Annotated in this window: 17 protein-coding genes, 1 tRNA gene and 1 pseudogene; 5 read left to right on the top strand and 14 right to left on the bottom strand. The window is 69.9% G+C overall.

Annotated features, from left to right (window positions below):
• The 4 genes and pseudogenes from JL475_RS30780 to JL475_RS30765 all read left to right on the top strand — a co-directional run.
• Positions 1-653 (top strand): annotated as a pseudogene (locus tag JL475_RS30780) (cytochrome P450); the annotation flags it as partial.
• Between the two features lie 61 nt (positions 654-714).
• A complete protein-coding gene (locus tag JL475_RS30775) occupies positions 715-1,236 on the top strand; it encodes a hypothetical protein (protein WP_202281285.1) in 522 nt (173 codons plus the stop codon).
• 20 nt (positions 1,237-1,256) lie between these two features.
• Positions 1,257-1,571, top strand: a complete 315-nt coding sequence (locus JL475_RS30770) for a hypothetical protein (protein ID WP_202281284.1) — start codon at positions 1,257-1,259, stop codon at positions 1,569-1,571.
• Positions 1,568-2,107 (top strand): hypothetical protein, encoded by a 540-nt coding sequence (locus tag JL475_RS30765; protein WP_202281283.1) that lies wholly within the window; start codon positions 1,568-1,570, stop codon positions 2,105-2,107. The genes JL475_RS30770 and JL475_RS30765 overlap by 4 nt, the downstream gene beginning before the upstream one ends.
• A 629-nt stretch (positions 2,108-2,736) precedes the next feature.
• Here JL475_RS30765 and JL475_RS30760 read toward each other — a convergent pair.
• The 11 genes from JL475_RS30760 to bldG form a co-directional block, all read right to left on the bottom strand.
• Positions 2,737-2,813 (bottom strand) — tRNA-Thr (locus JL475_RS30760).
• Positions 2,814-2,933: 120 nt separating this feature from the next.
• A complete protein-coding gene (locus JL475_RS30755; RefSeq protein WP_202281282.1) occupies positions 2,934-4,529 on the bottom strand; it encodes an alpha/beta hydrolase in 1,596 nt (531 codons plus the stop codon).
• 80 nt (positions 4,530-4,609) lie between these two features.
• Positions 4,610-5,815: a DNA polymerase III subunit delta' gene (locus JL475_RS30750; RefSeq protein ID WP_202281281.1), complete on the bottom strand. Its 1,206-nt coding sequence runs from the start codon at positions 5,813-5,815 to the stop codon at positions 4,610-4,612.
• A 55-nt stretch (positions 5,816-5,870) separates the two neighbouring features.
• Positions 5,871-8,939, bottom strand: a complete 3,069-nt coding sequence (tmk, locus tag JL475_RS30745) for a dTMP kinase (RefSeq protein WP_202281280.1) — start codon at positions 8,937-8,939, stop codon at positions 5,871-5,873.
• 166 nt (positions 8,940-9,105) lie between these two features.
• On the bottom strand, positions 9,106-11,991 hold the full coding sequence (topA, locus tag JL475_RS30740; RefSeq protein WP_202281279.1) for a type I DNA topoisomerase: 2,886 nt from the start codon (positions 11,989-11,991) through the stop codon (positions 9,106-9,108).
• 256 nt (positions 11,992-12,247) lie between these two features.
• On the bottom strand, positions 12,248-12,445 hold the full coding sequence (locus JL475_RS30735; RefSeq protein ID WP_202281278.1) for a hypothetical protein: 198 nt from the start codon (positions 12,443-12,445) through the stop codon (positions 12,248-12,250).
• 300 nt (positions 12,446-12,745) lie between these two features.
• Positions 12,746-14,320, bottom strand: a complete 1,575-nt coding sequence (locus JL475_RS30730) for a class I SAM-dependent methyltransferase (protein WP_202281277.1) — start codon at positions 14,318-14,320, stop codon at positions 12,746-12,748.
• Positions 14,321-14,410: 90 nt separating this feature from the next.
• Entirely contained in the window at positions 14,411-14,983 is a 573-nt protein-coding gene (locus tag JL475_RS30725) for a small secreted protein (protein ID WP_202281276.1), read from the bottom strand.
• Between the two features lie 227 nt (positions 14,984-15,210).
• Positions 15,211-17,616: a sodium-translocating pyrophosphatase gene (locus JL475_RS30720; RefSeq protein WP_202281275.1), complete on the bottom strand. Its 2,406-nt coding sequence runs from the start codon at positions 17,614-17,616 to the stop codon at positions 15,211-15,213.
• 345 nt (positions 17,617-17,961) lie between these two features.
• Entirely contained in the window at positions 17,962-18,399 is a 438-nt protein-coding gene (locus tag JL475_RS30715; protein ID WP_202281274.1) for an ATP-binding protein, read from the bottom strand.
• A 111-nt stretch (positions 18,400-18,510) separates the two neighbouring features.
• A complete protein-coding gene (gene bldG, locus JL475_RS30710) occupies positions 18,511-18,852 on the bottom strand; it encodes an anti-sigma factor antagonist BldG (RefSeq protein ID WP_003991900.1) in 342 nt (113 codons plus the stop codon).
• Positions 18,853-18,931: 79 nt separating this feature from the next.
• On the opposite strand from bldG, the gene JL475_RS30705 reads away from it, so the two are divergent.
• Positions 18,932-21,460, top strand: coding sequence for a DEAD/DEAH box helicase (locus JL475_RS30705; RefSeq protein ID WP_202281273.1), 2,529 nt, complete (start codon positions 18,932-18,934; stop codon positions 21,458-21,460).
• Here JL475_RS30705 and JL475_RS30700 read toward each other — a convergent pair.
• The 3 genes from JL475_RS30700 to JL475_RS30690 are packed head-to-tail and all read right to left on the bottom strand — an operon-like array spanning position 21,375 to position 22,418.
• Complete coding sequence (locus tag JL475_RS30700; protein WP_202281272.1) at positions 21,375-21,824, bottom strand: Rv3654c family TadE-like protein; 450 nt, start codon at positions 21,822-21,824, stop codon at positions 21,375-21,377. The two genes, JL475_RS30705 and JL475_RS30700, sit on opposite strands and share 86 nt — an antisense overlap.
• Positions 21,821-22,222 (bottom strand): TadE family type IV pilus minor pilin, encoded by a 402-nt coding sequence (locus tag JL475_RS30695; RefSeq protein ID WP_202281271.1) that lies wholly within the window; start codon positions 22,220-22,222, stop codon positions 21,821-21,823. The genes JL475_RS30700 and JL475_RS30695 overlap by 4 nt, the downstream gene beginning before the upstream one ends.
• Positions 22,209-22,418 (bottom strand): DUF4244 domain-containing protein, encoded by a 210-nt coding sequence (locus tag JL475_RS30690; protein WP_202281270.1) that lies wholly within the window; start codon positions 22,416-22,418, stop codon positions 22,209-22,211. The genes JL475_RS30695 and JL475_RS30690 overlap by 14 nt, the downstream gene beginning before the upstream one ends.

Here is a 22,418-nt window from a genome sequence, read left to right as displayed (position 1 = left end):
CCAGCTCGAACACGGCCGCACCACCTGAACGAAGATCACGAAACGTCACGAATGGTTACCGAGAAGGATTCAGTGAGATAGACCCCGACAAGGGACCACTCGACTACAAAGACCTGCTAGAAGTCTCCAAGCAGGTCTCACGTGACCAGAATTCCTACGGCACGCTGATGGAGAACATAAATCAAGCCATCATCGCTGACATCCATGCCGAACACAAAGGCAATCCGAAAGAGGAGCTCATCCGAGCAGGGGCCACCGTTGGCTTCATGGAATCCGTCCGATACCACGCATTGGAGACTGACAAGGAGGACCTGTCTTGGCCGGCGAAGTGGGGCTATCACGGGTTCGGCGGCGTGGCCAACTTCATACCGGTGGTTGGCGATGCAGTGCAGAGAGGAGTGGATTCCGCGGCCTACGCCTGGCAATTGGAAGAGCAAGGCCGCATCGAGGATGAACTCCGTATAGACAATCAAACAAACTTCGCCTCGCGCGTAAAGTACCTCGAGGGGCTCAGTCAGGAGTGGGCTCGCGTCAATCCCGATCACGAACTGGCCGTGGAAGACGATAATCGTTTGCTGCTGGAGGCAATTGGGAATAGTGCGTTCAACGCGAACGACACTGCGAACAGGGTGGCAGGAGACACTCCAAAATGAAACTCAACTGCATCCGAGCTGAACTCCAAAGAGGGCAACCCATTTCGACAGGAATCACCCCATGATGAAGCGTGAAGCACTACGGTCATCACTTCTGCTGACGTCGGGCATCATGCCCCTAATGATTACCCTTACAGGATGCGACACCGCCACCGAATACACAATCCCCAACACCATCTGCGGCAGAAAAATTGATCCGTCCCTTCTGAAACCACTACTGCCTGCAGGACAGAAATTTAAGGCGCGTCAGGAATCAATCGACGAGAAGAAATCGGAATGCGTAATCTACATAGACGAATCCACTGCGCTCCGGATCAACGAGATTCGAGACCAAAACAAATTTGACGTATGGGAATATGCCAGGCGATACAACAATCCCGTGAAGTCCGACATCGGCGAAGTAGCCCTGAACTCCGATGACTGGCTCATCTCGATGAACCCCTGCCCCAGGCGCGGCAAATATCACATTTTGGACGTCATCATAGTCACAGGGCGAGTGACCGAAGCCAAGCCTAAGGAGCTTGAGGAATTCGCCCGAACGTACCTGCCGGAAGGCATGAAGAAGATGGGTTGCACGGCGTAACCCCATGCCGGTAACGATATGTGTCATTCCGTCAGCTTCATTCAGGTGATGCGTCCGTACTTGCCGGCGCCGCCAACTTCATTCCAGTGGCCGCGCATGCCTGGCAGCCGGAGGAACAGCAGCGCGTCGACAAAGAAATCTCGATCAATAACATCGAGACCTCCGAAACGCGGCAGGGGCATCTGACCGCATTGGGCGTGGAGTCGCCCAGGGTGAATCCGGACCACAAGTTCGCCCAGCCAGGAAACCAATACCTCTACCAGGGATCTATCGGAGACTCTGCGTTCAACGGAAACAGCATGGCAAACAGGATTGCAGGCATCGCCCCACAATGACATTCGCAGCACATCACAGGCGCCTCTCAGGGCTGGGCCTGACTGCAGTTCTACTTTCAGGGGTATCCGGGTGCGGAAAATCCGAGGAACTCAAGATACCGGGAAGCATATGTGGGCGTGACATTGAGCCGGCCCTCTTGCAACAACTGTTGCCGAACGGCGAGAGCTTCGAAGCGCAACAGGACAGCTTCATCCCTGTGCAGGAAAGATGCGTTCTGTCCGTGGACAATAATCGTGTCCTGTTCATCAACGAGTACCGGGATCAGAACCACTTCGACATTCTCAAGCATTTCATGGAGAAGCGACTCGACAGGAACCCCGAGAAGTCCACTGCCGCAGAAAATTCCGCCATCACCGATGGTGAGATATTGGCGATGACTGCCTGCACCAAACGCGGAAAGGGCAAGAACCACCTGCTTCACATATCCATTATGGGATCACTCGAAGAACTCAAGGAAAAACGAGAAGAACTGGACCGATTCGCGGCCTCCTACCTACCGGAGAGCCGCAAGGAAATGGGCTGCACCACCACTTGACCGGCATCGCGACCAAAGGCGGACCCGAGCCGGGACGCATGCGCGGTTGACGCCCCGTGAGCCGAGCCGTCCAGGGTGACCTTGTCGCACGAGTCGATACCGAACGCTTCTGGGCACAGGCCACCTCCCCCGTCGGCCGGCGGTCGCACGGCGGGCTTCTGGAACATCGGGAACCGTCTCCGCGGACGACTTCGTCCTCGCTCAGATCGCTCGCCATCGACACCGGCCACCGCTCTGCGCGCCGACCGGCTGATCCCGCGCGATTGCTGCCGACTGTCGCCCGCTGACGCACAGAAATCACCTGGGCCCTCATCGGGTCGATCCGAAGGCCGAAGTCGATCAGTGAGCCCCTTCAGCGTTTCCCCTCCAGGGCAAGGGCAGACCCGACGACCGGCGTCATGCGGTGTGGACTGCATCGGCGTCCGTTCGATATCCGCCAGGACTTCAGGCGGGCGGCTCCGTTCTGCTGGTGCTCGTGCTGCGGGCAGGGTCCGGTCGACGGTCTTCTCGACGTGAGTGGGTTCCGCATCGCTCACGCAGGCAATGCCCCGGCGTCCCGACCACGCGACCCACCATGCCCCGAGCACCAGAGAACCCCAGGTCAGTGACTACCTGACCTGGGGTTCCAATGGAGCCGCCTTCGGGATTCGAACCCGAGACCTACGCATTACGAGTGCGTTGCTCTGGCCATCTGAGCTAAGGCGGCGCACGCTGTCGGCACCATGGTGCGATCAGCGACGTCGGTAAGTCTACACAGTTTCGGATGGTGCTTCGTACCGGCCCCGGAGGCGGGCCGGGAGGCCTGCCTCCGGGGTGGGGGCACCGGCTATGAGCAGCGCTTTCCGTCCGTGGGCGGGGTGCCGCGGAGGAGGTAGGTGTTGATCGTGGAATCGATGCAGTCGCTGCCCCGGCCGTAGGCGGTGTGGCCGTCGCCCTCGTAGGTGAGGAGGCGGGCCGAGGAGAGCTGGTCGGCGAGGGACTCGGCCCAGCGGTAGGGGGTGGCGGGGTCGCGGGTGGTGCCGACGACGACGATCGGGGCCGCATCCTTCGCCTCGATGCGCTGGGGCTTGCCCGTGGCGCCGACCGGCCAGTACTCGCAGTTCAGGGCGGCCCAGGCGAAGCTCTCACCGAAGACCGGGGAGGCCTTCTCGAAGTCGGGGAGGGCGTCCCGCACCTGGTCCGGGGAGGTGAAGGCGGGCGGGAGGTCCAGGCAGTTCACGGCGGCGTTGGCGAACATCAGGTTGGCGTAGTCGCCCTTGGCGTCGCGTTCGTAGTAGCTGTCGGAGAGGGCCAGGAGTCCGGTGCCGTCGTTCTCCTTCATCGCCGCCGTCAGTGCCTCGCGCAGCCGTGGCCAGGCTCCCTCGTCGTACATGGCCGCGATCACGCCGGTGGTGGCCAGCGACTCGGTGAGCCTGCGGCCCCCGGTGTCTTTGGTGGGGATCGGCCGGGCGTCGAGTTCGGCGAAGAACTCCTTCAGGTTCTCGCCGACCTGTTCGACACCGGTGTTCCGGCCACCGAGGGGGCAGTCGCTCTGCCGTACGCAGTCCTTCGCGAAGGCCGTGAACGCTGTGTCGAAGCCCGCCGTCTGCTCGATGTTGAGCTGCCGCGCCGACAGCGAGGGGTCCAGCGCGCCGTCCAGCACCAGCCGGCCCGTCCGGTCCGGGAACAGCCCCGCGTACGTCGCCCCGAGGAAGGTGCCGTAGGAGGCGCCCACGTAGTTCAGCTTCTCGTCGCCCAGCGCCGCCCGCACGATGTCCATGTCCCGGGCCGCATCGACGGTCGACACATGGCGCAGCAGCTTCGGCGCGTCCGCCCCGCAGCCCTCGGCGAACTTCCGGTACGCGGCGACCAGCGCGTCGGTCTCCTTCGCGTCGTCCGGTGTGACGTCCGTCTGCGTGTACGCGTCCATCTCGGGGCCGTCCAGGCACTCGACGGGTTCGCTGCGGGCCACGCCCCGCGGGTCGACGGCCACCATGTCGTAGCGGGCGCGCACCTCGGCCGGGTAGCCGATGCCGGCATACGCCTGGAGGTAGCCGATCGCCGAGCCGCCCGGCCCACCGGGGTTGACCAGCAGCGAGCCCAGCCGCTCCCCCGGGCCCGTGGCCTTCTTGCGGGACACGGCGAGGCGGACGTCGCCGGCGGACGGGTCGGCGTAGTCGAGCGGGGCCTTCAGCGTGGCGCACTGGAAGCCGGGCACCCCGCAGTCGCGCCACTTCGGCTTCTGCTCGTAGTACGGAGTGAGTGCCGCGGGCGTGGCACGGGGCAGTGCGGCCAGTGTCTCCGTCTGCCTCGCCGCCGATTTCGCGGAACCCGCGGTGCTCGTCGTGCTCCCGGAGGAGCAGCCGGAGACCAGGAGCGCGGCGGCGGCGAGCAGCGTGGCTGCGGTGCGGGTCCTGCGGTGGGGGGTGCGCCTTGTGTGCATGATGCGAGCGTAACTGTGAGCGACGGCCCGAGTGCTCTGTGTGCGTCCCGTGCCTCGTACGAGTTACGGGACGCGCGGGTTCAGCCCGCTCTGAGTGCCATGGTCATCGCCTCCACGGCCAGGAGCGGGGCCACGTTGCGGTCGAGGGCGTCGCGGCAGGCGGCGATCGACTCGATGCGGCGGAGTGTGGACTCGGGGGAGCTGCCGCGCGCCAGGCGCTCCAGGGCGTCCTCGGCGTCCGTGTTGGCGAGGGCGACGCGGGAGCCGAGCTGGAGGGCGAGGACGTCGCGGTAGAAGCTGGTGAGGTCGGTCAGGGCCACGTCGAGGCTGTCCCGCTGCGTACGCGTTCGGCGGCGCTTCTGCATGTCCTCCAGGTCCTTGACCACGCCCGCCGTACCGCGCGGCAGCCGACCGCCCTGGGCCGCGCCGAGCGCCGCCTTCAGTTCGTCGGTCTCCTTGGTGTCCATCTGCTCGGCCAGTTGCCTGGCGTCCTCGGCGGCGGCGTCGACGAGTTCCTGGGCCGCCTTGAGCGCGCTCCCGACCTCGTCGACCCGCAGCGGCAGCTTCAGCACGGCGGCGCGGCGCTCGCGGGCCGCCGGGTCGGTGGCCAGGCGGCGGGCCCGGTCGACGTGGCCCTGGGTGGCGCGGGCGACGGCCGCCGCCACGTCCGGCTCGACGCCCTCGCGTCGTACGAGCAGGTCGGCGACGGCCTCCACGGAGGGCGTGCTCAGGTTGAGGTGGCGGCAGCGGGAGCGGATCGTCGGCAGGACGTCCTCGACGGACGGGGCGCAGAGCAGCCAGACCGTGCGGGGGGCGGGCTCCTCCACGGCCTTGAGGACGGCGTTGGCGGAGCTCTCGTTCAGCCGCTCGCCGTCCTCGACGAGGATCACCTGCCAGCGGCCGTTCGCCGGTGCGGTGAACGACTTGCGGACGGTGTCGCGCATGTCGCGCACCAGGATCATCGCGCCGACGGCGGTGATCGTGCTCACGTCGGCGTGGGTGCCGATCAGGGCGGTGTGGCAGCCGTCGCAGAATCCGCAGCCCGGGACTCCGCCGAGGGCACGGTCGGGGCTGACGCACTGCAACGCGGCGGCGAAGGCACGCGCCGTCTGGTGGCGTCCGGCGCCGGGCGGGCCCGTGAACAGCCAGGCGTGGGTCATCTTCGACGCCGTCGGCGCGGGGGCGCCGGCCGCCGCGGCGGTGACGAGGGCGTCGGCGTCCCGGGCGGCGGCGGTGAGCTGTTCACTCACCCGCTGCTGCCCGACGAGGTCGTCCCACACGGTCATGGGTCACACCGCCCTTCCATCCGCCGTCGTTCCATCCGCCGTCCTTCCCTTCCCGTCAGCGGCGGCCCCGGCCCCGGCCGCCCTCGTCACCGTGCTCGCCGTGCCCGTCGCCGCGCTCGCCGTCGCGCGGGCCCAGCAGCTCGTCCGCCAGCGTCGGCAGGTCGTCCAGCGGGGTCTCCTCGGCCCAGTCCGGACGCTGCCTGTTCCGGCCCGGCATGTTCTCGAGGTCGACCTGGGGCAACTCGCGTGTGCTCGCCTCATTGTCATCCCGCGTGACCCCGGGCAGCACCGCCGTCTCCTCCGCGTCACCCCGCGGCGGCACCTCGGTCTCGTCGGCCGCCCGGGGCGGAACCGACACCTGCGGCAGCTCGGTCGTCACCTCGGCCTCGGAGGGCCCTGTGTCACGCCGGCCCTTGCCCGGCACCCGCGGCAGCACCGCCGTCTCGTCCGTGGCACCCGGCGCCGCCGTGGAGAAACCGGCCCCGTCCGTCGCCCTGGGGCCCGTCTCCGCCGCGGCCGCGACCCGTTCCGCGAGGCGTCGGGCCTCCTCGGCCCGCCGCAGCGCCTCCTCGGCCTTGCGCTGCTTCTCCAGGCGCAGCGCCTCGGCCTCGGCGCGCAGCCGCGCCTCCTCCTCGGCCTGCTTGCGGAGCCGTTCTTGCTCCGCCCTGCGCCGGGTCTCCTCCTCCGCCCGCGCCTTCTCCTCGGCGAGGAGCCGCTGACGCTCCTCCTCGGCTCGGCGGGCGGCCTCCTCGGCGCGCTGCCGGGCCTCCTCCGCCTGCCGTTCGGCCTCGCGCCGCTGCGCCTCCTCCAGCTCGCGCCGCTTGCGCTCCTCCTCCTCGGCACGCAGCCGCGCCATCAGCTCCTGGCGCTCGCGCTCCAGGCGCTCCTCCTCGGCCTTGCGCGCCGCCTCCTCCTCCGCCTTGCGGCGGGCCTCCTCCTCGGCCTTGCGCCGGGCCTCCTCGCGAGCCTGGATCTCGGCCTCGGAGAGCGGCAGCACCTGGTCGAGCCGGTGCCGGACCACGGTGCCGACCGCGTCCGGCTCCTGACCGGCGTCGACCACCAGGTACCGGCCGGGGTCGGCCGCGGCCAGGGTGAGGAAACCGGCCCGCACGCGCGCGTGGAACTCGGCGGGTTCCGACTCCAGCCGGTCCGGTGCCTCGGTGAACCTCTCGCGCGCGGTCTCCGGCGCCACGTCCAGCAGCACGGTGAGGTGCGGCACGAGGCCGTCGGTCGCCCAGCGGTTGATGCGGGCGATCTCGGTCGGGGACAGGTCGCGCCCGGCGCCCTGGTAGGCCACCGAGGAGTCGATGTAGCGGTCGGAGATGACGACGGCGCCCCGCTCCAGTGCGGGCCGTACGACCGTGTCGATGTGCTCGGCCCGGTCCGCCGCGTACAGCAGCGCCTCCGCGCGGTGGGACAGTCCGGCGCTGGAGACGTCCAGCAGGATCGACCGCAGCCGCTTGCCGACGGGGGTCGCCCCCGGCTCACGCGTGAGGACGACCTCGTGGCCCTTGGCCCGGATCCACTCGGCGAGCGCCTCGGCCTGCGTGGACTTCCCGGCCCCGTCGCCGCCCTCCAGGGCGATGAAGAAGCCGGCGCCCGCCGGGACCGGCGCCGGGTCGTCGCCGCCGAGCAGCGCGTCCCGCAGGTCCTGTCGCAGCGGCACCCCGGAACGGTCGTCGACCTTGGCCAGCACGAGCGCGGCCACCGGCAGCAGCAGCGCGCCCACCAGCATCAGCGTGAACGCGGCACCGCCGTGCGCGAAGACGAACCGGCCGCTCTCCAGCCGGTGCGGCCCGATGGCCGCGGCCACCAGCGGGGCGATCACCGCGCCGAGCGCCACGAAGACGCGGACGACCGCGTGCAGGTGCTCCGTCGTACGGGCCCGCCGCTGGTCCTCGGTCTCCTGGTCGAGCAGCGTGTGCCCGGTGTTGGCCGAGATGCCCGCGCCCACGCCGGCCAGCGCGACGATCAGCAGCACGCTGGTGACGTCCGGCACCAGACCGGCGGCCAGCAGCGCGACGCCGGTGAAGGCGAGCGCCAGCGCGAGCAGGCGGCGCCGCGACAGCGACGGCAACAGGGCGGGCGCCGTCCGTATGCCGACGACGACACCGCCGGTCAGCGCGCCCACCAGCAGGCCGTACAGCACGGGCCCGCCGCCCAGGTCCTTGGCGTGCAGCACGAACACCGCGACGGCGGCCGACACCGCGGCGGCCACCAGGGCGGACGCCAGCACCAGCAGCGGCATCACGCCGGTGCGGCCCTTGTCGGGGCCGGTGCCGGCGGCGCTCTTCGGGCGGCGCAGCCCCTCCAGCGGCGAGCGCGGACGCGGGGTGCGCGCGGCGGGCAGCTCGAGGAAGGTCAGTATCGACAGCGACGCGGCGAACAGTCCGGCCGCGACGTACGAGGCGAGGGCCGCCTGGTGCTGGGCGAACCAGTCGATGCCCGTGCCCAGCAGGTTGTTGAACAGCCCGGCGACGACGAGTACGAGGGCCGCGACCGGCACCACCACGAAGGACGTACGCAGCGACAGTCGGCGCAGCGCGTCCATGTGGTCCGGCAACGGCCGCACCGTCGCGCCCTCCGGGGGCGGGGCGGGCAGCAGCGCGGGCGCCGCGCTCTCCCGGCACACCGTCCAGAACCGCTCGGCGACCGATGTCACGAAGGCGGTGACGAGGAGGACGGCCAGGGCGTCGTCGGACGTCCAGTCGATCCACAGCGGGGCGACGATGAGCAGGGCCGCCCGCAGCCCGTCCGCGCCGACCATGGTCCAGCGGCGGTCCAGCGGTCCGTCCGGCGAGGTGAGCGACGTGAGCGGGCCGAGGAGCACGGCGCCGAACAGCAGCGTCGCGAGAATCCGCACCCCGAAAACGGTCGCCACTGCGAACGCGGCGCCCCGGGAGCCGCCGCCGAACGAACCCTCGGCGATCGCCGCCTGGAGGGCGAGGAGGACCAGCACGAGGAGGGCGAGGATGTCACCGACGCCGCCCACGAACTGCGCGCTCCACAGCCGTTTCAGCTGCGGACGGCGCAGCAGGGCGCGGACGGCGCGCTCGCGGGAGTCCGCGACCAGTGCGTCGTCGGGGGCCGGTTGAGGGGCCGCTGGCGGTTCGGCTCGCATCATGCGTTCAGCCTATCGGCCCGCGCCGACACCACGGCGCTCCGCCCTGACATGCGCACGCCCCGGCACCGAAGTGTTGCCGGGGCGTTCGCATTCCGAACCCTTGGCGAAGATCCACACCTGGGAGCGGACGACGGACCGCCGTGCCGCACGGGGTCCTGAAGGTGCCTCAGTCCTCGGCGCCGTTCGCGGCCGTCGCCTTCTTCGCAGTGGTCTTGGCCGCGGTGGTCTTGGCCGCCGTCGTCTTCTTCGCGGCGGTCTTGGCCGCCGCGGTCTTCTTGGCCGCCGCCGTCTTCTTGGCCGCCGCCGTCTTCTTGGCCGCCGCCGTCTTCTTGGCCGGAGCCTTCTTGGCGGTCGTCTTCTTGGCCGGGGCCTTCTTCGCCGTCTTCTTGGCGGGCCCCTTGGCGCGCTTCTCGGCCAGCAGCTCGAAGCCGCGCTCCTGGGTGATCGTCTCGACGCTGTCACCGGAGCGCAGGGTCGCATTGGTCTCGCCGTCGGTGACGTAGGGACCGAAGCGGCCGTCCTTCACCACGACCGGCTTCCCGCTGACCGGGTCCTCACCCAGCTCCTTCAGCGGCGGCTTGGCCGCGGCCCGGCCACGCTGCTTGGGCTGGGCGTAGATCGCCAGCGCCTCCTCCAGCGTGATCGTGAAGAGCTGTTCCTCGGACTGCAGCGACCGCGAGTCGGTGCCCTTCTTCAGATACGGCCCGTAGCGGCCGTTCTGTGCGGTGATCTCCACGCCTTCGGCGTCGGCGCCGACCACGCGCGGCAGCGACATCAGCTTCAGCGCGTCGTCGAGCGTCACCGTGTCCAGGGACATCGACTTGAAGAGGGAGGCCGTACGCGGCTTGACCGCGTTCTTGCCGGTCTTCGGCGTGCCCTCGGGGAGGATCTCCGTGACGTACGGCCCGTAGCGGCCGTCCTTGGCGACGATCGGGCGGCCGGTCGCCGGGTCGGTGCCCAGCTCGAAGTCGCCGCTCGGCTTGGCGAGCAGTTCCTCGGCGAACTCCACACTCAGCTCGTCGGGCGCCAGGTCCTCGGGGACGTCGGCCCGCTGGTGGCCCTCCGCGTCCTTCTCGCCGCGCTCGATGTACGGACCGTAGCGTCCGACCCGCAGCACGATGCCGTTGCCCACCGGGAACGACGACACCTCGCGCGCGTCGATCGCGCCCAGGTCGGTCACCAGCTCCTTGAGGCCGCCGAGGTGGTCCCCGTCGCCGTTGCCCGCCTCGGCCGCACCGCCGTTGCCGGTGCCGGTGCCTTCGCCGAAGTAGAACCGCTTCAGCCACGGCACGGACTGCGCCTCACCGCGCGCGATGCGGTCGAGATCGTCCTCCATCTTGGCGGTGAAGTCGTAGTCGACGAGCCGGCCGAAGTGCTTCTCCAGCAGGTTGACCACGGCGAAGGAGAGGAAGGACGGCACGAGGGCCGTGCCCTTCTTGAACACATAGCCGCGGTCGAGGATCGTGCCGATGATCGACGCGTACGTCGACGGGCGGCCGATCTCCCGCTCCTCCAGCTCCTTGACCAGCGACGCCTCGGTGTAGCGGGCCGGCGGCTTGGTGGCGTGGCCGTCGACCGAGATCTCCTCGGCGGTGAGGGCGTCGCCCTCGGCGACCTGCGGCAGCCGGCGCTCGCGGTCGTCGAGCTCGGCGTTCGGGTCGTCCGCGCCCTCGACGTACGCCTTCAGGAAGCCGTGGAAGGTGATGGTCTTGCCGGACGCGGTGAACTCGACGTCCCGGCCGTCGGACGCGGTGCCACCGATCTTCACGGTGACGGAGTTGCCGGTGGCGTCCTTCATCTGGGAGGCGACGGTCCGCTTCCAGATCAGCTCGTAGAGCCGGAACTGGTCGCCGGTCAGGCCGGTCTCGGCAGGGGTGCGGAAACGGTCGCCCGAGGGCCGGATCGCCTCGTGCGCCTCCTGGGCGTTCTTCACCTTCCCGGCGTAGGTACGCGGCTGCGGCGGCAGGTAGTCGGCGCCGTACAGCTGCGTGACCTGGGCGCGGGCGGCGGCGACCGCCGTGTCGCTCAGCGTCGTCGAGTCCGTGCGCATGTAGGTGATGTAGCCGTTCTCGTACAGCTTCTGCGCGATCTGCATGGTGGCCTTCGCGCCGTAGCCGAGCTTGCGGCTCGCCTCCTGCTGCAGCGTCGTCGTACGGAACGGGGCGTACGGCGAGCGGCGGTACGGCTTGGACTCGACGGACCGCACGGAGAACCGCGTGTTCTCCAGGGCGGCGGCCAGGGCACGGGCGTTCGCCTCGTCGAGCTGGAGGGTGTTCGCGCTCTTGAGCTGTCCCAGGGAGTCGAAGTCGCGTCCCTGCGCGACGCGCCTGCCGTCGACGCTCTGGAGGCGGGCGACCAGCGCGGACGGGTCGGAAGCGTCCCCGGCGCGGCCCGTCGAGAAGGTGCCCGTCAGGTCCCAGTACTCGGCGGAACGGAACGCGATGCGCTCGCGTTCCCGCTCGACCACGAGCCGGGTGGCGACGGACTGGACACGGCCGGCGGACAGCCGGGGCATGACCTTCTTCCACAGGACCGGCGAGACCTCGTAGCCGTAGAGACGGTCGAGGATGCGGCGGGTCTCCTGGGCGTCGACCAGCTTCTGGTTGAGCTGGCGCGGGTTGGCCACGGCCTCGCGGATCGCGTCCTTGGTGATCTCGTGGAAGACCATCCGCTTGACCGGGATCTTCGGCTTGAGGACTTCCTGGAGATGCCAGGCGATGGCCTCGCCCTCGCGGTCCTCATCGGTGGCGAGGAAGAGCTCGTCGGACTCCTTCAACAGGTCCTTGAGCTTCTTGACCTGGGCCCTCTTGTCGGCGTTGACCACATAGATCGGCTGGAAGTCGTGTTCGACGTCCACACCGAGACGGCGGACCTCACCGGTGTACTTCTCAGGCACCTCCGCGGCGCCGTTGGGAAGGTCGCGAATGTGCCCGACGCTCGCCTCGACGATGTAGCCAGGGCCGAGATAGCCCTTGATCGTCTTCGCTTTGGCAGGCGACTCGACGATGACGAGTCGGCGGCCGCCCTTCGCGGTCTCGCTGGTCGGGGACAACTTCGCTCTTCTCTCCGGTCGACACTGGGGCCTCCCCGGGCTCTCCTCCCGGGGTCGGGTCTGCATTCACGGCTCGTGACGCTGCGGAGTGTGACGGTACCTCCCGCCCCCGTGTCAAACGGGAAAAGCCCGCAACGGCCACTCGAACGGTAACCCGACTTGCACCGTTCCTGCCGCCCGGACTGACCAGACCCGGCCCGCTCCTCTGCGGAGCGCGACCTGTCGATTACTCGAATCCCCAGTTCGCCCGCGGTCCTCAGAGGCGGGTGAGACACCACGCGCCGAGGACGAGGGAGATCAACGAGACGAGGCTCGCGACGCCAGCCGATGCGACGGGGTTCACATCCTGGGCCACGGGGTGGCGTCGGCGGACGCGCGTCACGGTCCAGGCCAGCAGCCCGCCCCCGAACAGGCAGAACACCAGCCCCGCGAAGATCGCCGGTCCGCTCTCCATGGTTCCCTGAGCCCCTTCCCCCGGCCGCTGACGCCGGCCCGGGATGAGGCTGACACGCACGAGCGGCGCGCAGGCGAACCGAAGGTGAACGCAGGGACGACGAGGGCGGGTGGGACGGCGGCCGGGCGCGGCCCGGCTCCCGGTGAGGGTGTCCGGAACGACTCGAAAGTTGGCGAACCGAACACTCTTCCGAGCGCCCGCCGGGCACGTTCCCCGCACCGCGCGCGCCGCGCCACCGGTCGCCCGGCGCTCTCGCTACCGCGCCACCGGTCACCCGCCGTCCTCACGGCCGCGGCCCCGTCACCCCACCGGTTCCAGGAACCCCTGTTCCACCAGCAGCCGGATCTGGGCGGGCGTGCGGTCGCGCAGCAGCACCGGGTCCTCGCCGAGGAGCCGGGCGATGGCGTCGAGGATGCGGCCCGCGCTCATCGTGCCGTCGCACACGCCCGCGAAGCCCGCGCCGACCGTGTCCACCCTGGTGGCCCGGCGCATCCCGCGGTTCTGGCGCAGCACCACGTGCTCCGGGTCCTCCGCGCCGGGCAGCCCGACCTGCTCCTGCACGACCTCGCCGGCCAACCGGAAGCTCGCCTCGAGCAGCGCCGCGTCGTCGTGCGTACGGAGGTAGTCGAGCCGCTCGAAGTGGGCCCGCACCGTCTCCCCGAGCGGCTGCTCGACCGGGTGCGGCCACTCCTCCACCGTGACCGACGGCAGGGCGGCGCCCGACTTGCGCAGGGTGATCCAGCCGAAGCCGACGGCCTTCACGTCGCGCGCCTCGAACTCGTCCAGCCAGGCGTCGTAGCGTGCCTGGTAGTCGGCCGCGTCGCCGCGGTGGTCGCCGGCGTCCCGCAGCCACAGCTCGGCGTACTGAGTGACGTCCTGCACCTCGCGCTGCACGATCCAGGCATCGCACCCGCGAGGCACCCATGACCTGAGCCTGTCCTGCCAGTCCTCCCCTTCGACGTGCTGCCAGTTGGCGAGGAACTGCGCGAACCCGCCTTCACGCAGCCGTTCCCCCGCCTCCTGAACGAGCGTGCGGCACAGATCGTCCCCGCCCATCCCGCCGTCGCGGTAGGTGAGCCGCGCGCCCGGCGAGATCACGAAGGGCGGGTTGGACACGATCAGGTCGTACGTCTCGTCCTCCCCGACCGGTGCGAACAGCGACCCCTCGCGCAGATCGGCGGCCGGGGCCCCGGAGAGGGCCAGGGTGAGCGCGGTGATGTGCAGCGCGCGCGGGTTGACGTCCGTCGCCGTCACGCGCGTGGCGTGCCGGGTGGCGTGCAGCGCCTGGATGCCGGAGCCGGTGCCGAGGTCGAGCGCGGAGGCGGCGGGCGTGCGGACGGTGATCCCGGCCAGGGTCATGGACGCCCCGCCGACGCCGAGGACGACTCCCTCCTCCCGGCTGCCGATGCCGCCGGCGCCGCCGACCGCGCACCCCAGGTCGGACACGATGAACCAGTCCTCGCCCGCGGGCCCGCCGTACGGCCGTACGTCCACGGTCGCGGCGAGCTCGTCCGCGCCGACGCGCGCCAGCCACCCGTCCTCCAGACAGGCGTCGACCGGCAGAACGTCGGCCACACGCGCGTGGGGCACGGGTTGCTGCAACAGGAACAGCCGTACGAGTGTCTCCAGCGGTGCGTCCCCGCGCGTCGCCCGGAACGCGGGCACGGTCTCGCTGCGGGCCAGCGCCGCGTACGCGGGAGCGCCGAGCAGTTCGAGCAGTCCGTCGGCGGTGAAGGAGGCTCCGAGCAGCGCGTCGCGGAGACGGGCGGCGGTGTCGGAACGACCGGACGGAGGAGCCGAAGGAGCCGAGGGGGACGAAGGGGCCGAGGGGGACAAGGGCAAGGGCGGCAGGCCGGTGTTACTCACACCCTCCATTGTGGCCGCCGCCCTCACCCCACGCGTTCCGTGACCCCCACGACAGCCGTGCCCGCCGTGCCCGCCGTGACGAGCTCGGCTGTCGCGCCGTCAGCTCTGCGTGGCCTGCCCCGGAGCGGTGGCCGACTTGCAGCTGGGCTGGCGGGCCATCGCCTTGCCGACCTCGCCCTCCTCCAGTGTCTTGAGGGCGTTGTTGCCGTTCTTGCTGAGCTTGTCCAGCTCGGTGGCGATGTCCTTGAGGCCGTCGGCGAACTTCGCCTGGTCGTCCGTGTCGAGCTCGTCGACCTGCTTCTTCAGGGAGGCGTAGGACGCGGAGATGCCGTTGAGTTCCTTGACCGCGTCCGTCTGCTTCTTCTCGCCGTTCTCGACGTCCGGCGCCCCCGCCTTGTTCACGGCCGCGCCGATCGCCTTGTAGGCGTCGGACATGTCCTGGAAGGCCTTCGAGTCGGTCTTCTGGACCTCCTCCGGCGTGCTGTTGTCCGAGGTCTCCTTCTGGATCGCGGCGTTGGCGGCCGCGATCTTCTTCGCCTGCGGCTGCACCGCGTCACAGACCTGGTTCGCCCAGGAATCCAGCTTCTCGTTGCCGTCGTCGCCGCCGCATCCCGTCAGCGCCAGTACCAGTACCGCACCGCCGGACAGTGCGGCCGCGAGCTTCTTGTTCACCGGATTGGCCCCTTCCTTGGCTCCCGGCCCCGGAACATACACGCCAGATGGGCGACATCCCCCCGCCGAACGTCCGCTAAGACAATTTTTGAAGCCATTTGCACCAAGCGAGAGAAGGCTCACGGCAGGGGGGGCGCGCACCGCACGAAGCGGGCGGGCGACGCGTCAACTCGCGCCGCCCGCCCGCGCCTTGAACAGGCCTTCGGTGGCTGAAACGGTGACTTGGCCTACGAGACCACCGCCGGGTCGACCGACTTGTGATCAGGTTCGGAGTTGCCTTCGTCACCCATGGCGATACCGCGCCGTTTGGACACGTACACCGAACCGACGATCACGGCCAGCGCCAGGACCGCGATCAGTACCCGTACGGCGACGCTCTTGTCCGCGCCGTAGGAGAACTGGATGACCGCGGGCGCGATGAGCAGCGCCACCAGGTTCATCACCTTCAGCAGGGGGTTGATGGCCGGCCCCGCGGTGTCCTTGAAGGGGTCGCCGACGGTGTCACCGATGACGGTGGCCTCGTGGGCCTCGCTGCCCTTGCCGCCGTGGTGGCCGTCCTCGACGAGCTTCTTCGCGTTGTCCCACGCGCCACCGGAGTTGGCGAGGAACACCGCCATCAGCGTGCCCGTGCCGATCGCGCCCGCGAGGAAGGCGCCGAGCGCCCCGACACCGAGCGTGAACCCGATGAAGACGGGCGCCATCACGGCCAGCAGACCGGGTGTGGCGAGTTCGCGCAGGGCGTCCCTGGTGCAGATGTCGACGACCTTGCCGTACTCCGGTTTCTCGCTGTGGTCCATGATCCCGGGCTTCTCGCGGAACTGCCGCCGCACCTCGAAGACCACCGAACCCGCCGACCGCGAGACCGCGTTGATCGCCAACCCCGAGAAGAGGAAGACGACCGCCGCGCCAGCGACGAGTCCGACGAGGTTGTTGGGCTGTGAGATGTCCATCATCAGGCTCATCGGTGCGCCCTCGCCGCTGAGCCGTTCGCCCACGTCCCTCGCGCCGGTGGTGATGGCGTCACGGTACGAGCCGAACAGCGCCGCCGCCGCGAGCACGGCCGTGGCGATGGCGATGCCCTTGGTGATGGCCTTGGTGGTGTTGCCGACGGCGTCCAGGTCGGTGAGCACCTGGGCGCCCGCCCCCTTGACGTCGCCGGACATCTCGGCGATGCCCTGCGCGTTGTCGGAGACCGGCCCGAAGGTGTCCATCGCGACGATCACGCCGACCGTGGTGAGCAGGCCGGTGCCGGCCAGCGCCACCGCGAACAGCGCCAGCATGATCGACGTGCCGCCGAGCAGGAAGGCCCCGTACACGCCGAGGCCGATCAACAGGGCGGTGTAGACGGCCGATTCGAGCCCGAGGGAGATACCGGCGAGGACGACGGTGGCCGGGCCGGTGAGCGAGGTCTTGCCGATGTCCTTGACGGGACGCCGGGTGGTCTCGGTGAAGTAACCGGTGAGTTGCTGGATCAGGGCGGCGAGCACGATGCCGATGGCCACCGCGACGAGTGCGAGGATCCGCGGGTCGCCGTCCATGCCCTGGATCGCCTCGTCGGTGACGCCGTCGAGGTCGGCGTACGACGACGGCAGGTAGGTGAACACGGCGATCGCGACCAGGACGAGGGAGATCATCGCGGAGATGAAGAACCCGCGGTTGATCGCGCTCATGCCACTGCGGTCGGAGCGTCTCGGAGCCACCGCGAAGATGCCGACCATCGCGGTGAGGACGCCGATCGCGGGCACCAGCAGCGGGAAGGCCAGTCCGGCGTTGCCGAAGGCCGCCGAGCCCAGGATCAACGCGGCCACCAGCGTCACGGCGTACGACTCGAACAGGTCGGCCGCCATGCCCGCGCAGTCGCCGACGTTGTCGCCCACGTTGTCGGCGATGGTCGCGGCATTGCGCGGATCGTCCTCCGGAATGCCCTTCTCGACCTTGCCGACCAGGTCGGCACCGACGTCGGCGGCCTTGGTGAAGATGCCGCCGCCGACACGCATGAACATCGCGATCAGCGCGGCCCCGAGCCCGAATCCCTCGAGCACCTTCGGAGCGTCGGCCGCGTACACGAGCACCACGCAGGTGGCGCCCAGCAGGCCGAGCCCGACGGTGAACATGCCGACCACGCCGCCCGTGCGAAAAGCGATCTTCATCGCTTTGTGCGAGACGGCGGTGAGATCCTTTTCCGGCTCGCCCTGAGCCGGTGTGGCCTCGCGGGCCGCCGCGGCGACTCGCACGTTGGTGCGCACGGCGAGCCACATACCGATATATCCGGTGGCCGCCGAGAACGCCGCTCCGATCAAGAAGAACACCGATCGTCCGGCACGCTGATTCCAGTCGTCCGCGGGCAGCAGCATGAGCAGGAAGAACACCACGACGGCGAAAACGCCGAGTGTGCGCAGCTGGCGGGCCAGGTAGGCGTTCGCGCCCTCTTGGACCGCTGCGGCGATCTCCTTCATGCTGTCGGTGCCCTCGCCGGCCGCGAGTACCTGGCGCACCAGGACGCCCGCGACCACCAGTGCCGCCAGTGCCACGACCCCGATGACCACCACGAGCACACGGTTGTCGTCGGTCAGCACGGCTGCTGCGAGAGAGATGGGTTGGCCCGACTGATGTGAGATGGAAAGCCCCGCCATTCGTCCTCCTTGACGCTTGGGCTGAGCTCAAGATGTGGACGGGATTCTAGGTACCCGGAACCTGATCGAAACAGAGCGCGTTAAATGTAAATCGCCGCGCATACTCTTCACGCCATGATCACCTGTAATGCCTCTGGAGCATTCACCGATCACCCGATGGATCGTGAATGAATTCACGCGGTGAACCGCACGGGAACGGCGGAACAGAAACCACAGTAAGCGCGGGTGGTGACACCCGCACATGCCGAAGGGCCCCACGGGTGGGGCCCTTCGGAAAAGAAGTCGCTGTTCGGGTGACTCGGGTCGGGTGGTCGGGTGGCCAGCCGGGGCAAGCGGTCGGGCGGGTCAGCCGTGGAAGGTGGCCGGCGGCGTGGTGGACCACCTCATGCGGATCGTTCCGCCGTGCTCCCCGGAACTGACCTCGACGTCGTCGACGAGTCCGCTGATGACCGCGAGGCCCAACTCGTCCTCCTCGATCTCGGCCTCGGCGCCTCCCGGCCCGTCGCCGGGCGTCCGCCCGCCGGGAGCCGGATGGGGCGCCTCGTCACCGACCTCGATGGAGAACTGCTTCTCCTCCTCGGTCAGCAGCACCTTCACGGGGGCCGAGATTCCACCGTTCTGGTGGAGGCCGACGGCCCGGGTGCACGCCTCCCCGACGGCGAGGCGGACCTCGTCGAGGACCGTCTCGTCCACTCCGGCCCTGCGCGCCACCGCCGCCGCCACCAGCCGGGCGGTCCTGACATGCTCGGGCAGCGCGCTGAAGCGGAGCTCAACGGTGGCCATGCATCCCCCTCGCAGACTTCGGGCGTGCGGTGGAGAGGCCGGGCTGTCGAAGAACCCGGCCCTCCTCGTACTTCACTGCTCTGCCCGGACGCGGACGCCCGGACCCGATGATCAGTCGGTGGCCGCCACCGCTTCCTCGACCGAGGTGTGGATCGGGAACACCTTGGTGAGACCGGTGATACGGAAGATCTTGAGAATGCGCTCCTGGTTGCAGACCAGGCGGAGCGAGCCCTCATGGGCACGCACCCGCTTCAGGCCGCCGACCAGCACGCCGAGTCCGGTTGAATCGAGGAAGTCCACACCCTCCATGTCGACGACAAGGTGGAAACTGCCGTCATTCACCAGCTCGACCAGCTGCTCGCGCAGCTTGGGCGCGGTATATACGTCGATTTCGCCACCGACCCTGACGATCGTGCGATCGCCCATGGTCTCGGTCGACAGGGACAGGTCCACGGATCCTCCAGCACCTAGCTATCGAGCGGTCGCCCTTGGGGCATCTCGGCTCAGCCCCCGGGACGGTTCGCCAGCCGCGATGGCATTCAATCACTTACCGGCAGGCGTGCACGACGCCTTGGTCCCATTGTCCGTCATGCCGGTGACACACTCGGTGCCGATGGCCAAGAATCTCCGACCCGATCGGCCCCTGACGGACAGCGCCTCCCAGCCCGCGCCGGGGGTGCTCCTGTCCCGGCTCGCCGCCGGGCCGAGCCGGGCTTCGCGCATCACACATACGGAGCACTTGCCCCCGCGAGCGGGTCGCCATGCCCTCTGGCCGGACCGGATTCGCCCGGAGGTGCTCGCCGCCGTGCGGGCGGCGGGCATCGAACACCCCTGGGCCCACCAGGCACGGGCCGCCGAGCACGCCCTGGACGGCGAGTCGGTCGTGGTCGCCACCGGTACCGCCTCCGGCAAGTCCCTGGCGTACCTCACGCCCGTACTGTCGGCGCTCCTGGACGGCTCCGAGGCCCCGAACGGCCGGGGCGCGACCGCCCTCTACCTCGCCCCCACCAAGGCCCTCGCGGCCGACCAGTGCAGAGCCGTGAAGGAACTTTCACAACCTCTGGGCCATTCGGTGCGCGCGGCGGTCCACGACGGAGACACGCCGTTCGAGGAGCGCGAGTGGATCCGCCAGTACGCCAACTACGTGCTGACCAACCCGGACATGCTGCACCGGGCCATGCTCCCCTCCCACCCTCGCTGGTCCTCCTTCCTGAAGTCGCTGAAGTACGTCGTCATCGACGAGTGCCACACCTACCGGGGTGTCTTCGGCTCGCACGTCGCCCAGGTGCTGCGCCGGCTGCGCCGCCTCTGTGCGCGCTACGGCTCCTCGCCCGTCTTCCTGCTGGCCTCCGCGACCGCCGCCGAGCCCGCGGTCGCCGCCCGCCGGCTCACCGGACTGCCGGTGGTCGAGGTCGCCGACGACGCCTCACCCCGCGGTGAACTGGTGTTCGCCCTCTGGGAGCCCCCGCTGACCGAGCTGCACGGCGAGAAGGGCGCCCCCGTCCGCCGTACGGCCACCGCCGAGGCCGCCGACCTGCTGACCGACCTCACCGTGCAGGGCGTCCGCTCGGTCACCTTCGTACGCTCCCGGCGCGGCGCCGAGCTCATCTCGGTGATCGCGCAGGAACGCCTCGCCGAAGTGGCATCAGCGGCGGGCGCCGCGGGCGACCGCTCACTGGCCCGGCGCGTGGCGGCCTACCGGGGCGGCTATCTCCCCGAGGAGCGCCGTGCCCTCGAACGCGCCCTGCACTCCGGCGAACTCCTCGGACTCGCCGCGACGAACGCCCTGGAACTCGGCGTGGACATCTCCGGTCTGGACGCCGTGGTGATCGCCGGCTACCCGGGCACCCGGGCGTCCCTGTGGCAGCAGGCCGGCCGCGCGGGGCGCTCCGGGCAGGGTGCCCTCGCCGTCCTGGTCGCCCGCGACGATCCCCTGGACACCTTCCTCGTCCACCACCCCGAAGCCCTGTTCGACCGGCCCGTGGAATCCACCGTCCTCGACCCCGACAACCCCTACGTACTCGCCCCGCACCTGTGCGCGGCGGCCGAGGAACTGCCTCTGACGGACGAGGATCTGGAGCTGTTCGGACCGGCCACCGGGGAGCTCCTGCCCCAGTTGGAGGCCGCGAAGCTGCTCCGCCGCCGGACGAAGGCCTGGCACTGGACCCGCCGGGAGCGGGCCGCCGACCTGACCGACATCCGCGGGGAGGGCGGCCGACCGGTCCAGGTCGTCGAGTCCGGCACCGGACGACTGCTCGGCACGGTGGACGCGAGCGCCGCGCACACGGCCGTCCACGAGGGCGCGGTCCACCTCCACCAGGGCCGCACGTATCTCGTCCGCTCCCTCGACCTGGACGACTCCGTCGCCCTGGTCGAGCAGGCCTCCCCGTCCTACACGACGGTCGCCCGCGACACGACGTCCATCTCCGTGCTGGAGACGGACACCGAGATCCCGTGGGGCGACGGCCGCCTGTGCTTCGGCTCCGTCGAGGTCACCAACCAAGTGGTCTCCTTCCTGCGTCGACGGGTCGTCACCGGCGAGGTGCTGGGCGAGACGAAACTCGACCTGCCTCCTCGTACGCTGCGCACCCGTGCGGTGTGGTGGACGGTCACCGAGGACCAACTGGACCGGGCCAGGATCAACCCGGAGATCCTCGGCGGTGCCCTGCACGCCGCCGAGCACGCGTCGATCGGCATGCTGCCCCTCTTCGCGACCTGCGACCGCTGGGACATCGGCGGCGTCTCCGTCCCCCTGCACCCCGACACCCTGCTGCCCACCGTCTTCGTCTACGACGGGCATCCGGGCGGGGCGGGTTTCGCGGAGCGTGCCTTCCACACCGCCGTCGACTGGCTCACCGCCACCCGGCGGGCCATCGCGTCCTGCGAGTGCGAGGCCGGGTGCCCCTCGTGCATCCAGTCCCCCAAGTGCGGCAACGGCAACGACCCTCTGCACAAGCGGGGCGCGGTACGGCTGCTCACGGTGCTGCTGGAGGGGGCCCCGGCGCCGACGGAGGAATCGCCGGCGAAGGAGGCGGACCGGCAGGCCCCGCCCGTGCCCTGACCTCCGCCGCGAACGGCTCTCGTCCCGAGGCCACCGACACGTCCGAGACCTCGCCGTCGACCGCGCACCGCACGAGGCGGGTGTTCTGCGCCCGCGCCACCCGGTCGGCCCGTGCGCAGGCCGCCGCCTCGCCGTCCGTCCACCGGTCCGCCGCCGCCAGCGCGGCGAGGTCCGCGCCCCCGGCCGCCCGGTGCCGGACCACGGCGGCCTGGCCGAGGGCGAGGACGACACCGAAGACGACACACAGCACGGCGATCACCCCGATGCTCCAGACGGTCGCGGACCCGCGGTCACGTCCGCGGCCGCCCCCGGGGAGCCGGCCGTTCAGCCACCGGCGCCGGTCACGGAATCCTCCGCTCTTCATGTGTCCGCCCCCACCGTCTCCTCCACGGCGGCCACCGCCTCCTCCCGTACGTCGAAGGGCAGCCCGCTCAGCACCGGGAGCCTGGCCACGACGACCACACGGACCCGCGACGTCTCCCGGCTCACGGTGACCTCCGCCCCGGACGGCGCCGCCCGGCGGGTCACCTCGACGACCGCGCCGGGGGAATCCTGCCGGGCCGCCGCACGGGCACCCGTGCGGGCCGCGTCCACGCACTGGATCTGCGCCGCCACCACCAGCAGCCCCCACACCAGCACCATCGCGAACATCACCAGCACAGGCAGCACCATCGCCGCCTCCGCCGTCACGAACCCCCGGTCCGCGTGACGCGCACGCCACGCCCAGGGCCCGTCGTCCGCCCGACGCTCACATCCGGCCATCGAGCGCCTGCTCCACGATCCTCGTCAGCGCCGCGTCGACCGGGCCGCTCGTCACCACCTTGTAGAGCACCACGGCGAACGCCACCGCCGCCACGATGCCCATCGCGTACTCGGAAGTGACCATTCCGGTGTCCCTCCGCGCCGCCCGCAACCTGCACACCAGGGCACGCAGCCGCGCCCGTACCACCTGATACAT

Origin of the sequence: Streptomyces sp. M2CJ-2 (assembly GCF_016757295.1) — a bacterium.
In the GTDB taxonomy this organism is placed as follows: Bacteria; Actinomycetota; Actinomycetes; order Streptomycetales; family Streptomycetaceae; genus Streptomyces.
Note: the sequence above shows the minus strand (reverse complement) of the source record. Positions and strands in the feature narration are given on the sequence as shown.